Source organism: Bacteroides sedimenti, assembly GCF_040365225.1.
GTDB lineage: Bacteria > Bacteroidota > Bacteroidia > Bacteroidales > Bacteroidaceae > Bacteroides > Bacteroides sedimenti.
Genome location: NZ_AP028055.1, coordinates 3560239 through 3575255, shown reverse-complemented (window position 1 = coordinate 3575255; position 15017 = coordinate 3560239). Strand labels below are relative to the sequence as shown.

Here is a 15017-nt window from a genome sequence, read left to right as displayed (position 1 = left end):
CGGGACTAAATCCTATACCTAAAAACGATTGAACAAATGATGGACACTCAGGACACTAATCTACCTTTAAATGAAGGGAAATTAGAAGAAGAAAAGAATGTTCCCGAGGTTTCAGAAGTGAAAGCTGAAGAAACTCCAGAGGAAACTACCGAAGTAAAAACAACAGCCGCTGCTGGTTTGCAGACAAAAGAAGAAGTACTGAACAGACTGAAAGACCTTTCTGAAGATGCAGAAAATGCTTCAAAACAGGAACTTGATGCACTTAAACAGACCTTCTATAAACTTCACAAAGCAGAACAAGAATCAGCGAAGAAAAAATTCATTGAAGAAGGCGGCAGCGAAGAATCATTTATTCCTGAGCCTGACACGGACGAAGCTTCATTCAAATCTTTGATGGCTGAAATCAAAGAAAAAAGAAGCGTACTTAATGCAGAACTTGAAAAACAAAAAGAAGATAACTTACAGATAAAATTAGGGCTTATCGAAAAACTCAAAGCGTTGGTAGATTGCCCTGAAGATGTAAACAAAGCCTATAATGATTTCAAGAAAATTCAGCAGGAATGGAATGAAGTTAAACTGGTACCACAAGCCAAAGTAAATGAGCTATGGAAAAGTTATCAGGTATATGTGGAGAAATTCTATGATATAATCAAGATAAATAACGAATTCCGGGATTACGACTTCAAGAAAAATCTGGAAATCAAGACAAAACTTTGCGAGGCAGCTGAAAGATTGGCGAATGAATCGGATGTTGTTTCCGCTTTCCACCAGTTACAGAAGTTACATCAGGAGTTCCGTGACACTGGACCTGTAGCAAAAGAGCTTCGCGATGAAATATGGGCCCGTTTTAAAAATGCCTCTACAGAAGTAAACCGTCGTCACCAACAACATTTTGAGTCGTTGAAAGAGATGGAACAACGGAACCTTGACGAAAAAACTGTTATCTGTGAGATTGTAGAAGCGATTGAATATGGAGAACTAAACTCGTTCATTGCATGGGAAACCAAGACACAGGAAATCATAGCATTGCAAAATAAATGGAAAACCATCGGTTTTGCTCCGCAAAAAATGAACGTAAAAATCTTCGAACGCTTCCGTGCTGCCTGTGATGATTTTTTTAAGAAAAAAGGAGATTTTTTCAAAAAAATCAAAGAGGATATGAGCGAGAATCTTGAAAAGAAAAAGGTTCTTTGCGAAAAAGCTGAAGCATTAAAAGATAGCACTGACTGGAAAGAAACCTCAGAAGTTCTTACGAAACTACAGAAAGAATGGAAAACAATTGGGCCGGTATCAAAAAAATATTCAGATGCTGTATGGAAACGTTTCATTGAGGCATGCGATTATTTCTTTGATCAAAAAAATAAGGCTACTTCTTCTCAACGTTCTGTGGAAATTGAGAACATGCAGAAAAAGAAAATGCTCATTGAGAAACTCGCTACCTTGGACGAAAACATGGAGGCTAGTGAAGCTGGTAACCTGGTTCGCGAAACAATAAAAGAGTGGAATTCCATTGGGCACGTTCCTTTTAAGGAGAAAGATAAGCTTTACAAACAGTTCCACGAACTGGTTGATAAGCATTTTGAACGTCTCAACGTAAGTGCAACCAACAGAAAGCTGAATAATTTCAAATCGAACATTAGCAATGTAAACGGACAAAGTGAAAAAGGAGGCGCTCAGTCTCTTTATCGTGAACGCGAGAAACTGGTGCGTGCTTATGAGGCTATGAAAAATGAAATCAAGACATACGAAAATAACCTGGGATTCCTTACTTCTTCTTCGAAAAAAGGCAATAGTTTGGTTACGGAACTAAACAGAAAAGTTGAAAAACTCAAATCAGATCTGCACCTCACCATGGAGAAAATTAAGGTAATTGATCAGTCAATCAAATAAAATATAACGTCCTTACTTACAATAACAATGGAGCGGTTCTTTCAGACCGCTCCTTTTTGTTTATATGTGATTAACCTGCTAGAGATATAGTTTTCCCACTAATGCATCAACTTCCCGAGATTTATTTGGCGGGTATAAAAACAGTTGTGGGAACAACCTGATGATTGTTCCCACAACTGCTTGATGTTGGGCTATAAGGATTCGAACCTTAAAAGTCAGTGCCAGAAACTGAAGTGTTACCATTACACCATAGCCCAATTCTTAAATACAGTGCAAAAGTAATACTATTTTTAGAAATGAGAAATATTTCCCCCCTTTTTTTTGTTTAAAAATTCAGAGATGAGTGAAAAGAAAGCATGAAATCCTCAAAAAATACAAAAAAGTGCGAGTTTTTTAAATTAACTTTCGCCGATACAATAAATCAATGTATATTTGTAAATTATTGTTTTACAGATACACAAAATAAGATTGTTATTAATCCATCAGAGAAATTAAATGAGCGAAACAAAAGAACTAGTACAGAAAATAGTAGAAGGTATTCAAGAGAAAAAAGGATATAAGATAGTTGTAGCAGATCTGAGTGGGATTAGAGAAGCTATCTGCAAATACTTCGTTATTTGCCAGGGTAATTCGCCCAGTCATATTTCAACAATCGCCGATGAAACAAGAGAATACGTAAGAAAGAATACGGGAATAAAACCAACAGCGGTTGACGGACTTAGAAACGCAGAGTGGGTTGCGATGGACTATTCCGATGTAATAGTTCATATCTTTCTGCCAGACGTGAGAGAATATTATAACCTCGAACATCTCTGGGCTGACGCAAAACTAACTACGATACCAGACCTCGACTAAATCAGATTTGCAAAATGGAGAATAAAAAACCTAATAATAAAATGAATATGCCGAAATTCAGTCTTAACTGGATGTACGCTATAATTGCTATGATGCTGATCGGACTTTACCTTTCAAACGAAGGTGGGTCAATAAAGAAACAGATAAGCTATAATGAGTTCCAGCAATACGTCAGTAATGGATATGCTGCGAAAGTAATCACTTATGATGACAATACTCTTGAGCTTTATGTCAAACCACAGCACATAAAGGATGTATTCAAGCAAGATGCATCAAAAGTAGGAAACAATCCGGTTGTTACTACTCGTTGCCCATCTAATGAAGCAGTAAGCAATTTCCTGAAAGATGAGAAAAGAGAGGATCGTTTCGACGGAAAAGAAGAGTATGACGTAAAGAAGGACTATATAAGCGCTTTTTTATGGCAGGTACTTCCGTTTGCGCTACTCATCGGGGTATGGTTCTTCTTTATGAGAAGAATGGGTAGCGGAGCCGGTTCGGGAACCAATGTTTTTAGTGTAGGGAAATCAAAGGCACAGCTGTTTGAAAAAGGCGGTCCTGTTAAGGTTACCTTTAAAGATGTAGCCGGACTAGCTGAAGCCAAACAAGAGGTCGAAGAGATTGTTGAATTTCTTAAGAATCCGCAAAAATATACTGAACTGGGAGGTAAAATTCCTAAAGGAGCGCTGCTGATAGGCCCTCCTGGAACCGGTAAAACATTGTTAGCAAAGGCAGTAGCAGGTGAAGCTGATGTTCCGTTCTTCTCATTGTCGGGCTCCGACTTTGTTGAGATGTTTGTTGGTGTGGGCGCCTCACGTGTAAGAGACTTATTCAAACAAGCGAAGGAAAAATCTCCATGCATCATATTTATCGATGAAATTGATGCAGTAGGTAGAGCTCGTGGAAAGAACCCCAATATGGGAGGTAATGATGAACGCGAAAGTACCCTTAACCAGCTTCTTACAGAAATGGACGGTTTTGGGACTAACAGTGGTATCATTGTTCTGGCTGCAACTAACCGGGCGGATATCCTTGACAAGGCATTGCTTCGCGCCGGACGTTTTGACCGTCAAATCCACATTGACCTGCCCGACCTGAACGAACGAAAAGAGGTATTTGGCGTCCACTTGCGCCCGATTAAAATAGATGACACTGTAGACGTGGATCTCCTGGCTCGTCAAACCCCCGGATTTTCGGGAGCTGATATTGCTAATGTCTGCAATGAAGCTGCATTAATTGCAGCTCGTCACGGCAAATCATTTGTTGGTAAACAAGACTTCCTGGATGCAGTTGATCGTATCATCGGTGGTCTTGAAAAGAAGAGTAAGATTATGACTTTGGAAGAGAGAAAGACAATAGCTCTGCATGAAGCAGGACACGCTAGTCTTTCCTGGTTGTTGGAACATGCAAATCCTCTCATTAAAGTAACCATTGTTCCTCGCGGACGCGCTCTCGGTGCTGCCTGGTATTTACCAGAAGAAAGGCAAATTACAACCAAGGAGCAGATGCTAGACGAGATGTGTGCTACTTTAGGAGGGCGAGCTGCGGAAGATTTGTTTGTTGGAAAAATCTCGACAGGAGCCATGAACGACCTGGAACGAGTGACCAAGCAAGCGTATGGAATGATTGCTTATCTGGGAATGAGCGAGAAATTACCCAATTTATGCTACTATAACAATGAGGAATATTCGTTTAACAAGCCGTACAGTGAAAAAACATCTGAACTAATTGACGAAGAAGCTAAATTCATTATTAATGATCAATATGAAAGGGCGAAAAAAATCCTGTTTGAACACAAAGAGCAGCACAATGAACTAGCCAACCTTTTAATTGAAAAAGAGGTGATATTTACTGAAGATATGGAACATATCTTTGGCAAACGTCCTTGGGCTTCACGCTCTGTAGAAATCATGGCAACCAATCAGGCTGAAGAAAAAGGAACATCAATAAGAAAAGAATCTAAGACAAGTCCAAATACAACAGAATCAGAAGTAGAACTTCCGGAACAGAACGAGAAAGAAGAAGACACTACGAAACAAACGAATAATGATTAAAAATAACTTTATCCAACGTGCAGTCACAGGAGCACTCATTGTAGCAGTGCTCGTGGGCTGCATTATATTTAGTCCGTTAACTTTTGCGATATTGTTTGTACTCATCTCCTCAATGGCAGTACACGAATTCTGTTTGCTGGTTAACCAGAATGAAGATGTAAGTACTAATACTGTGATTAATGTTTTAGGAGGAGTCTATCTCTTTTTTTCATTTCTGGGATTCTGCATGGGGCTGACAGGGTCGCAAATATTTATCCCTTATCTTTTTTTACTTATCTACCTGCTTATAAGTGAACTTTATCTGAAAAAAGAGAACCCGGTTATTAACCTGGCCTATTCTATGTTGTCACAGCTATATGTAGCATTACCTTTTGCTCTGCTCAATGTGTTGGCTTTCCAATCAGATATAACAGGAGCTGTTACATTTAATTATGCCTTGCCACTTTCCATATTTATTTTTATATGGCTAAATGATACAGGAGCTTATTGCTTTGGAACACTCTTTGGGAAACACAGGTTGTTCGAAAGAATTTCTCCGAAGAAATCATGGGAAGGTTCTATCGGAGGAGGAATTATTACTTTAGCATCAAGTTTTGTATTTGCCCATTTTTTCCCATTCATATCTCCATTGGCTTGGGCCGGGCTTAGCCTGACAGTTTGCATTTTTGGAACTTGGGGAGATTTGGTGGAGTCGATGATAAAAAGACATATGAAGATTAAAGATTCAGGAAGTATTTTTCCTGGTCACGGAGGAATACTTGACCGTTTCGACAGTGCTATGATTGCCATTCCGGCATCTGTTATCTATTTGTATACAATTTCGTTGTTAAAGTAAAAGTAATATATCTCAGATATGCAAAAGCGGGTGCCTTGATCAGGGCACCCGCTTTTGTATTTATATTAGAACAAACAAAAGAACCAAGGTTATTTTATATTTTCATCTCCAACAGTGCTTTCCATTTTCATCTGACGATTCATGGATTGAACAGATGGATAATCAATCGTAATAATCTTTTCTCCGTTTATTGCTGAATTAATTCTGATTTTCCAACCTTTAAAACCCGGACTAAAATCCATCAGTCTTAAATCACCCAACCAGAAAGAGACAATACTATGCCCAATGTAACTTGTTACATCATCCATATCATTATAACGATATTCTAGATGTATATATCCGTCATCTTCATAATTTTTCATCGTATTTCTAACAAGATTAACACGATGCTTATTCAGAAGAGGTAGATTCATATCAAACTCCACATTGATGTAATTGCCACTTCTCCACATATCGGTGATTCTTACGGGATCATCACCGATGCTATCTTTATTGGCTTCCGTCAAATTAATAATGCCTTTGGTCAGAACTGTAGAATAATCATTCAAACGAACAAAATGGTCATAACCATTCTGTTTATCACTCAACAGAGTAAAACTTCCTATAATCCGTGTACCGTTTTCTAATTTCTGATAAGGTACAAACGATGCAGCCGGCCATAATGTTTCTCCGTTATCAAGAACGAAATAGATCGTACCTTCAGCATTTTTGCTAACTGTTGCCAATCCAACCATATAGTTGTCCAGCGAATAATCATCATCATTATCGCATGATTGTAGTACTGGTATAATGGACATCACCAGTAAGAAGAGTAATAAATTAATCTTTTTCATAACTATACATTTATATTATACACCATATAAACAAAGGCGCGATGATTTTACTGCACCGCGCCTTTTTAATTATGCTTAAAATGATATTTTATTTCAGAATCAGTCTAATTCTATTTTTTTCTCTCCTTTAGTAAACGCACTATTTCAGATGCTGCTTTTTCTGAAGCTCCTGCAGGTCCAAGCAGTTCAATCATCCGGTCGTATTCCGCAAGCATCCGCTCACGTTTTTCTCTATTAAATAAAATCGCTTTGAGTTCTTTCCGGATATTCTCTATCGTCATTGTATCGGCTACCAATTCTCGAACCACTTCTCTATCAGCAATCAAATTAACCAATGAAATAAACTTCACTTTCAAGACTTTCTTTCTCAGATAGGAAATCAGCTTACCTAACGGAGTATAGTAACATACAACTTGCGGAACCCTGAAAAGGGCTGTCTCCAGCGTAGCTGTACCCGAGGTAACCAATGCAGCAGACGACTGTTGAAGTAAACGATAAGTCTGACCAAATACAATCTTAACTTTTGCTCCTCGTATGTATTTCTGATAATACTCGGAAGAGATTCCGGGCGCTCCGGCCAGGACCAGTTGATATCCTGGAAATGCCGATGCAGCTTTCAACATATCCGGCAAGTTATCTTTTATCTCTTGCTTCCTGCTTCCGGCAAGCAATGCAATAATTGGTTTAGAAGAAAGCCTGTTATCTGTAACAAATGCATTGAAATTTATCGGGTGATGTGCTTTAAAACTTTCTACTGCATCAACAGTGGGATTGCCAACATAGCGAATAGGATAATGATGCTTTTTAAAAAAGTCCACTTCGAATGGAAGGATAGAGAAAAGCTGATCCACATACCTTCTTATATCGTTGATTCGATACTCTTTCCATGCCCATATTTTAGGAGAAATATAATAGTAAACCGGGATTCGAGTCTGTGTTTTCACAAACTTTGCAATAGAAAGATTGAATCCAGGATAATCAACCAGAATCACAACATCAGGAACATAGGATACAATATCCTTTTTGCATTGCTCCATATTATCAAAGATTGTACGTAGATGTAGCAGTACCGGAATAAATCCCATATAAGCGAGTTCCTTATAATGCTTAACACGTATACCTCCCTGAGCAGACATCAGATCACCACCAAAAAAACGAAATTCAGCCTGTGGGTCCTCTTTCTTTAACTCTTGCATCAGATTTGAGGCATGCAAATCTCCCGAAGCCTCTCCAACAATCAGATAATATTTCATCTTATGTTATTATAGATTCCAGTTCTTAAGCTCATCAATGATTTCGTATGCTGTAACATCAACTTTAGTTGGAGTTATAGCAGCATATCCGTTATTCAAAGCCCAATTGTCAGTATCTTCCTCTTCAGGTTCATGATTTTCAAAATCGCCTGTGAGCCAGAAATATTCACTTCCATTGGGATGATTTCTTCGTGCCCACTCGTGTGTCCACTGCCCAACTGTCTGACGACAGATTTTCACCCCTTTGATTTCTGGACAGACTGGAAAGTTTACATTCAGGCAAATTCCCTGTGGCAAGCCATTTTCAATGACTTTCTGAGTAATTTTACGAATAATTTCCGCTGTAGGTTCAAAATCTGCATCGTGATGATGATCACATATAGAAAATCCTATTGAAGGCACCCCACTAAGACATCCTTCGATTGCGACCCCCATTGTTCCCGAATAATGAACATTTACCGCAGCATTATCCCCGTGATTAATTCCACCAATGACCAAGTCTGGCTGTCTATCAAGCACAGCATATTTAGCCAGTTTAATGCAATCGGTAGGAGTTCCCGAACATTTATATACAGATAGCCCAGGTTCTTTTCTAATCAGGGTATATTTTACAGGACGATCAGCAGTGATGGCACAAGCCATTCCCGAACGAGGAGAATCGGGAGCCATAACAACCACTTCTCCGAGTGGGCGAATATATTTTATGAGTTCGTTTATCCCTTTTGCCTGATATCCATCATCATTAGAAATGAGAATCAGAGGTTTTTTATTTTCCATCCTAATCTTTTTTATAGTTTCTTTCTACAAAAATAGATAAAAAACAGGGATTTACAAAAGAATAAATTTAAAACCATCAGATAACAATTATCACCTAAGCGAAGAATACTTATATTATTCTTGTACAAGGGAAATAGATAAATTGCAGAAGAATACCAGAACTTATATGCCAAATCATAAAGATTGTGCTTCAAGATTCTTCTGCCTTTCACTCACATTTCAGAAGTTTACAAATCTTAATGTTATGCAAGCCGGATTAAAAATGAAAAATTATTGGATGAATTTGTATATATTTGCAAGCTAGAATACTATGTCACCGTTTGAACTCTCCTACACGGGAGTTTATTAGTTATCAACAAAAAGGGCAACTTATCAACAGATTTAGAAATGTTTGCCTTTTTTAGTAGGTGCTCTAAGTTATTATCACTTATTTCGCCTTTATAATTTTAATGAAGTATGGGAAAAATTATCGCTTTAGCCAATCAAAAAGGTGGAGTCGGGAAAACAACGACAACCATCAATCTTGCTGCGTCACTTGCGACGCTGGAGAAGAAGGTGCTTGTTGTTGATGCCGACCCTCAAGCTAATGCCTCCTCAGGTCTAGGTGTAGACCTTAAACAGGTGGAATGCAGTATTTATGAATGTATTATCAATCAGACAGACGCAAGAGAGGCAATTTACACGACAGACATTGAAGGTCTTGATGTTATTCCGTCACATATTGATTTAGTAGGTGCAGAAATTGAGATGCTCAATCTTCCTGACAGGGAGAAAGTGTTGAAAAAGATTCTGACTCCAATGAAAGAAGAGTATGACTACATCCTGATAGACTGTTCTCCGTCTTTGGGACTTATCACAATCAATTCGTTAACAGCAGCAGACTCGGTAATAATTCCGGTTCAATGTGAATATTTTGCACTGGAAGGTATCAGCAAACTGTTGAACACAATCAAGATCATAAAATCCAAGCTAAATCCAACACTTGAAATAGAAGGATTTTTGCTCACCATGTTCGATTCCCGTCTAAGATTAGCCAATCAAATCTATGATGAAGTAAAAAGACACTTCCAGGAATTGGTATTTAAAACGGTAGTACAGCGTAACGTAAAACTAAGCGAAGCTCCAAGCCACGGACTTCCGGTAATTCTATACGATGCCGACTCTACCGGTTCAAAAAACCATTTAGCACTGGCACAGGAAATTATAAAACATAACAGAAAGTAAGATAAGACATGGCAGTACAAAAAAAGTTTGCATTAGGCAGAGGATTGGATGCCCTGATTTCAATGGATGAAGTGAAGACAGAGGGCTCATCTTCCATTAACGAAATTGAATTATCCAAGATTTCAGTCAACCCCGACCAGCCACGTCGTGAGTTTGATCAGACCGCTCTTGAAGAACTAGCCGATTCCATTCGGGAGATCGGAATTATTCAACCAATTACACTGAGAAAAGTTTCAGACGATTCTTACCAGATTATTGCAGGTGAACGCCGTTATCGTGCAACGCTATTAGCCGGGCTGGCAACAATTCCAGCTTACATCCGCACAGCTGATGATGAGAATGTAATGGAAATGGCACTGATTGAGAATATTCAACGTGAAGATCTGAACTCTCTTGAAATAGCACTAGCCTATCAGCATCTGATTGAACAATACAATCTGACTCAGGAAAGACTAAGCGAACGCGTGGGTAAAAAGCGTACAACTATAGCCAACTACCTTCGTCTATTAAAACTTCCTGCTCAAATTCAGGTGGCTTTGCAAAATAAGGCTATCGATATGGGACATGCCCGCGCACTGATCACTTTGAATGACCCAAAACTCCAGGTAAAAGTGTACGAAGAGATTCTTCGCAACTCTTACTCAGTAAGAAAAGTCGAAGAGATAGTGAAAGCACTTAATGAAGGAGAAACAATAAAAAGTGGAAACAAGAAGTTAGCCACAAAAGGCAATAAGCTTCCGGAAGAATATAATATACTTAAAAAACATCTTGCCGGATTCTTCAATGCAAAGGTACAACTCTCCTGCACAGCAAAAGGAAAAGGTAAAATCAGTATTCCATTCAATAACGAGGAAGACCTTGAAAGAATCATGGAAATCTTTGATAGCCTAAAGAATAAATAAGAAAATTGACAGTTAATAGTTTAACATATCGTCTAATGATCACCCTGTTGTTCTGCATCTTGCAAGCAACAGGGGTTGGTCTATATGCACAGCAGATAAAATCAGCTGCCGACAGTACAATTCTTGTTCCACAAGCAAGAAAACATCGTATTGAATCCAAAAATACGATACAAGAACGTTCTTCATCTGATAGTATTGATTTGGTAAACAAAAAAAACCTGGAAGAAATAAATGCTCCATTGAAAGTAGACCCATTGGCTTTACGTTCAGATTCAATGCAAGCAGCCAGAAAGATATTCATACCAAATTCTTCGAAAGCTACCTGGTTAGCAGCAGTATTTCCTGGTGGTGGGCAAATATATAACCGTAAGTATTGGAAACTTCCTATTATTTACGGAGGTTTTGTTGGCTGTGCCTATGCACTCAGCTGGAACAACAAATATTACAAGGATTATTCGCAAGCCTATCTGGATTTGATGGATAGTGATGATAAAACGAATAGTTATCTAAACTTTTTACCTCCCAATTTCAATACCGCAGGTAAAGAAGACTGGCTTAAGAAAGTTTTCAAACAAAAAAAAGATTCATATAGAAGATACCGGGACCTGAGCATTTTTGCATTCATTGGTGTATATCTTGTATCTATCATTGATGCGTATGTAGACGCCGAACTATCTAACTTTGATATCTCACCAGATATCGGCTTACAAATTAATCCGGCTGTAATTAATGAGTACCATTCACAAAAGAATGTGTTTGGTGTACAGTGCAGCTTAAAATTTTAGAAATAAAGACACATGAAGAAATTATTCCTAATCCTTACCTTTGTACTCTTCATTATCTCACAGATAAACGCGCAGAGTATCAATGTAACCGTTCATGAAAACGGAACGACTCGCGAGGAAACAATTGGCTTGCCTCAAAGCATGACTTATGATATTGACAGTCTACTCAATGAATGGCATTCAAAAAACGCTTTGACACCAGCCAGAGACTGCATGATGAAGGATGAAAATCCTACCTTCAGCGATTCTGTATACATTGACCGTTTATCTCGTATACCTGCAGTGATGGAACTTACTTATAATGATATAGTCCGTAAATTTATCGAACTCTATTCTGGTAAGCTTCGCAAGCAGGTTTCATATATGCTGGGTGCAGCCAATTTCTATATTCCACTCTTTGAAGAAGCACTCGATGCATACAATATTCCTTTGGAACTGAAATATTTGCCTATTATTGAATCTTCATTAAACCCCAAAGCAACCTCACCAGTAGGCGCAGCAGGACTCTGGCAATTTATGATTGGAACAGGTAAAGTGTATGGACTTGAATCTAATAGCCTGGTCGATGAGCGCCGAGATCCAATAAAATCAACCTGGGCTGCTGCACGTTACTTAAGGGATCTCTATACAATTTATCAAGACTGGAACCTGGTTATTGCTGCATATAATTGCGGACCCGGAAATATCAACAAAGCAATTCGTCGCGCTAACGGATCTAAGGATTATTGGGCAATATACAATTACCTTCCACAGGAAACAAGAGGGTATGTTCCTGCATTCATTGCTGCAAACTATGTGATGAACTATTATTGCGATCACAATATATGCCCGATGGAAGCAGAACTGTCGGAGAATACAGACACTGTGATGGTAAATAAAAGTCTCCATTTCGAACAGATAGCAGATATTTGCGGAATAAACATCAATCAGATCAGGAGTTTGAATCCACAATACAAGACTGATGTCATCCCGGGAAATACCGGAGCATACACACTTCGTCTGCCTCGCAACTATATCAACACTTTTATCGACAGACAAGATACTATTTATAATTATCGTGCAGACGAGTTGTTTCTGAACAGAAAAACGGTATCGGTAGAAGAAGTGGCTGAGAAACCTGCTGCGCCCAAATATGTTTATCATAAAGTACGCAAAGGGCAAACACTTTCTACGATAGCTCAAAGATATGGCGTCAGCGTATCTGAAATCAAAAAATGGAACAGATTACGCAAGAACAAGATCTCATCGGGCAAAAGACTGAAAATATATAAATAAAGTTGCCGGATACATTTTGTAAAAAAAGCTTGCTTGATAGGGATTTTTATTTATTTTTGCAATACCTACAAAGAGGAATAGATTATGGATATGGATAACAACAAGCAACTTACCGATGAAGAGATGATTGATCAGGCGTTCCAGGAACTTCTGAACGACTATCTAGCAACCAGACATCGGAAGCGCGTCGAAATAATCACTAAAGCCTTTAATTTTGCCAATCAGGCACATAAAGGAATTAAACGGCAGTCCGGGGAGCCATATATTATGCACCCTATCGCCGTAGCAAAAATAGTCTGCAACGAAATAGGACTGGGATCAACCTCCATTTGCTCGGCGCTTTTACACGACGTAGTAGAGGATACAGATTACACTGTTGAAGATATTGAAAATATATTTGGTCCAAAGATTGCACAGATTGTAAGTGGTCTAACCAAAATTTCTGGTGGAATATTCGGAGCACATGCCTCAGCTCAGGCAGAGAATTTTAAAAAATTGCTGCTAACCATGTCTGATGATATCAGAGTTATCCTGATTAAAATAGCAGACAGATTGCACAACATGCGAACATTGGGATCATTGCTTCCCAACAAACAATATAAAATTGCTGGCGAAACACTGTATATCTATGCTCCACTTGCTAACCGGCTTGGACTGAACAAGATTAAAACCGAGCTGGAAAACCTGAGTTTTAAGTATGAACATCCAGAGATCTATACCGAAATCCAGGGAAAACTAAAAGCCACAGAGGCCCATCGTGATGAAGTATTCAAGAACTTCACTGCTCCTATCCGTGCTCAGCTTGACAAGATGGGACTGAAATATGAAATCATCGCCCGCATTAAATCAATTTATTCTATCTGGAACAAGATGCAGACAAAAAGCATTCCTTTCGAGGAGATCTACGATTTGCTGGCTGTCCGCATTATCTTTACACCCAAAAACCAGGAAGAAGAGCTGAATGAGTGTTTCAATATTTATGTTTCCATTTCAAAAATATACCGACCTCACCCCGACCGTTTGAGAGATTGGGTTAGCCATCCAAAAGCAAATGGATATCAGGCTCTACATGTCACTCTGATGGCAAATAACGGACAATGGATTGAGGTGCAGATCAGAAGTGACAGAATGAATGAAGTGGCTGAACAAGGATTTGCAGCACACTGGAAATATAAAGAAGGAGGAGGAAGCGAAGATGAGGGCGAACTGGATAAGTGGCTTAAAACTATCAAGGAGATCCTGGAAGACCCCCAACCAGACGCAATGGACTTTCTTGATACTATCAAACTAAATCTATTTGCATCCGAGATATTTGTTTTCACACCAAAAGGAGAAATCAAAACCATGCCACAGAACGCCACTGCGCTGGACTTTGCCTTCTCCATTCACACCTATTTGGGCAGTCATTGTATCGGAGCTAAAGTTAATCATAAACTTGTTCCTATCAGTCATAAGTTAGAGAGTGGAGACCAAGTAGAGATTCTTACTTCACGTTCTCAAAAAGTACAGCCATCGTGGGAAAACTTTGCAACAACAGCTAAAGCGAAAGCCAAAATTACAACAATCCTAAGAAGGGAACAGCATAATGCCCAGAAAGAAGGAGAGCAAACCTTGCTTGAGTTCTTAAAGAATGAGGATGTGCGTCCCGATCCCGCTAATATAGATAAACTTATTAAGTCGCATAATTCACTCAGCAAAGAAGAATTCCTGGTCAACATCGGGGTTAAAAAAATAGTTCTTGGAGAGGCTGACAGGAATTTGTTACACGAAAAATCAGGAACAAGCTGGAAAAAATACCTGAAATTTTCTTTCGGAGCTGGCAAAGAACAGAAAGAAGAATCCGAAGAAAAACAACAAGCCGAGAAGATCGATAAAAAGAAGATTCTTAAGCTAACAGAAGATACTATTCAGAAGAATTACAAAATTGCAGCTTGTTGTAAACCTATTCCAGGAGATGATGTGCTTGGGTTTATAGATGACAATAATGAAATTATTATTCATAAACGGCAGTGTCCTGTAGCCAATAAACTAAAAAGCAGTTTCGGAAACCGTATTATAGCCGCCGAATGGGAAACTCACAAAACCTTATCATTCCCGGTAATTATTTACATTAACGGGATAGACTGTGTTGGTTTATTAAACAAAGTTACACAAGTAGTGTCACAACAGTTAAACGTTAATATTCAAAAACTAAGTGTAGAAGCAAAAGATGGAATCTTTGAAGGAAAGGTACAATTAGAAGTGCACGATGTGGAAGATGTTCGGATTATCTGTGACAACCTTCGGAAAATTAAGAATGTAAAAGAGGTAAAACGAATTGAAGAGTAGATAATTTGT

Annotated in this window: 12 protein-coding genes and 1 tRNA gene; 9 read left to right on the top strand and 4 right to left on the bottom strand. The window is 38.7% G+C overall.

The annotated features are described in order from the left end of the window. Positions 1-36: 36 nt before the first annotated feature. On the top strand, positions 37-1890 hold the full coding sequence (locus ABWU87_RS14225) for a DUF349 domain-containing protein (RefSeq protein WP_353331828.1): 1854 nt from the start codon (positions 37-39) through the stop codon (positions 1888-1890). Positions 1891-2076: 186 nt separating this feature from the next. Here the strand turns inward: ABWU87_RS14225 and ABWU87_RS14220 are convergent. After that, a tRNA-Gln gene (locus tag ABWU87_RS14220) sits at positions 2077-2147 on the bottom strand. A gap of 238 nt (positions 2148-2385) precedes the next feature. On the opposite strand from ABWU87_RS14220, the gene rsfS reads away from it, so the two are divergent. The 3 genes from rsfS to ABWU87_RS14205 are packed head-to-tail and all read left to right on the top strand — an operon-like array spanning position 2386 to position 5631. Further along, a complete protein-coding gene (rsfS, locus tag ABWU87_RS14215) occupies positions 2386-2745 on the top strand; it encodes a ribosome silencing factor (protein ID WP_353331826.1) in 360 nt (119 codons plus the stop codon). A 47-nt stretch (positions 2746-2792) separates the two neighbouring features. Then, complete coding sequence (gene ftsH / locus ABWU87_RS14210; protein ID WP_353334485.1) at positions 2793-4796, top strand: ATP-dependent zinc metalloprotease FtsH; 2004 nt, start codon at positions 2793-2795, stop codon at positions 4794-4796. Next, positions 4792-5631, top strand: coding sequence for a phosphatidate cytidylyltransferase (locus ABWU87_RS14205; protein WP_353334484.1), 840 nt, complete (start codon positions 4792-4794; stop codon positions 5629-5631). Before ftsH ends, ABWU87_RS14205 begins: the two co-directional genes overlap by 5 nt. A gap of 89 nt (positions 5632-5720) precedes the next feature. Here ABWU87_RS14205 and ABWU87_RS14200 read toward each other — a convergent pair whose 3' ends face one another. From ABWU87_RS14200 to surE, 3 genes are all read right to left on the bottom strand, one after another. Continuing rightward, entirely contained in the window at positions 5721-6464 is a 744-nt protein-coding gene (locus ABWU87_RS14200; protein ID WP_353331824.1) for a NigD1/NigD2 family lipoprotein, read from the bottom strand. 110 nt (positions 6465-6574) lie between these two features. Then, on the bottom strand, positions 6575-7717 hold the full coding sequence (gene lpxB, locus ABWU87_RS14195; protein ID WP_353331821.1) for a lipid-A-disaccharide synthase: 1143 nt from the start codon (positions 7715-7717) through the stop codon (positions 6575-6577). Positions 7718-7726: 9 nt separating this feature from the next. Further along, entirely contained in the window at positions 7727-8494 is a 768-nt protein-coding gene (gene surE, locus ABWU87_RS14190; RefSeq protein ID WP_353331820.1) for a 5'/3'-nucleotidase SurE, read from the bottom strand. Between the two features lie 456 nt (positions 8495-8950). Here surE and ABWU87_RS14185 point away from each other — a divergent pair, with 456 nt between their 5' ends. From ABWU87_RS14185 to ABWU87_RS14165, 5 genes are all read left to right on the top strand, one after another. Beyond that, positions 8951-9718: a ParA family protein gene (locus ABWU87_RS14185; protein ID WP_353331818.1), complete on the top strand. Its 768-nt coding sequence runs from the start codon at positions 8951-8953 to the stop codon at positions 9716-9718. Positions 9719-9726: 8 nt separating this feature from the next. Beyond that, positions 9727-10620, top strand: a complete 894-nt coding sequence (locus tag ABWU87_RS14180) for a ParB/RepB/Spo0J family partition protein (protein ID WP_353331816.1) — start codon at positions 9727-9729, stop codon at positions 10618-10620. A 5-nt stretch (positions 10621-10625) separates the two neighbouring features. Further along, positions 10626-11405, top strand: coding sequence for a DUF5683 domain-containing protein (locus ABWU87_RS14175; protein ID WP_434533891.1), 780 nt, complete (start codon positions 10626-10628; stop codon positions 11403-11405). A gap of 12 nt (positions 11406-11417) precedes the next feature. After that, complete coding sequence (locus ABWU87_RS14170) at positions 11418-12680, top strand: lytic transglycosylase domain-containing protein (protein WP_353331812.1); 1263 nt, start codon at positions 11418-11420, stop codon at positions 12678-12680. 84 nt (positions 12681-12764) lie between these two features. Next, complete coding sequence (locus ABWU87_RS14165; protein WP_353331810.1) at positions 12765-15008, top strand: RelA/SpoT family protein; 2244 nt, start codon at positions 12765-12767, stop codon at positions 15006-15008. The last annotated feature ends 9 nt before the right edge of the window (positions 15009-15017 follow it).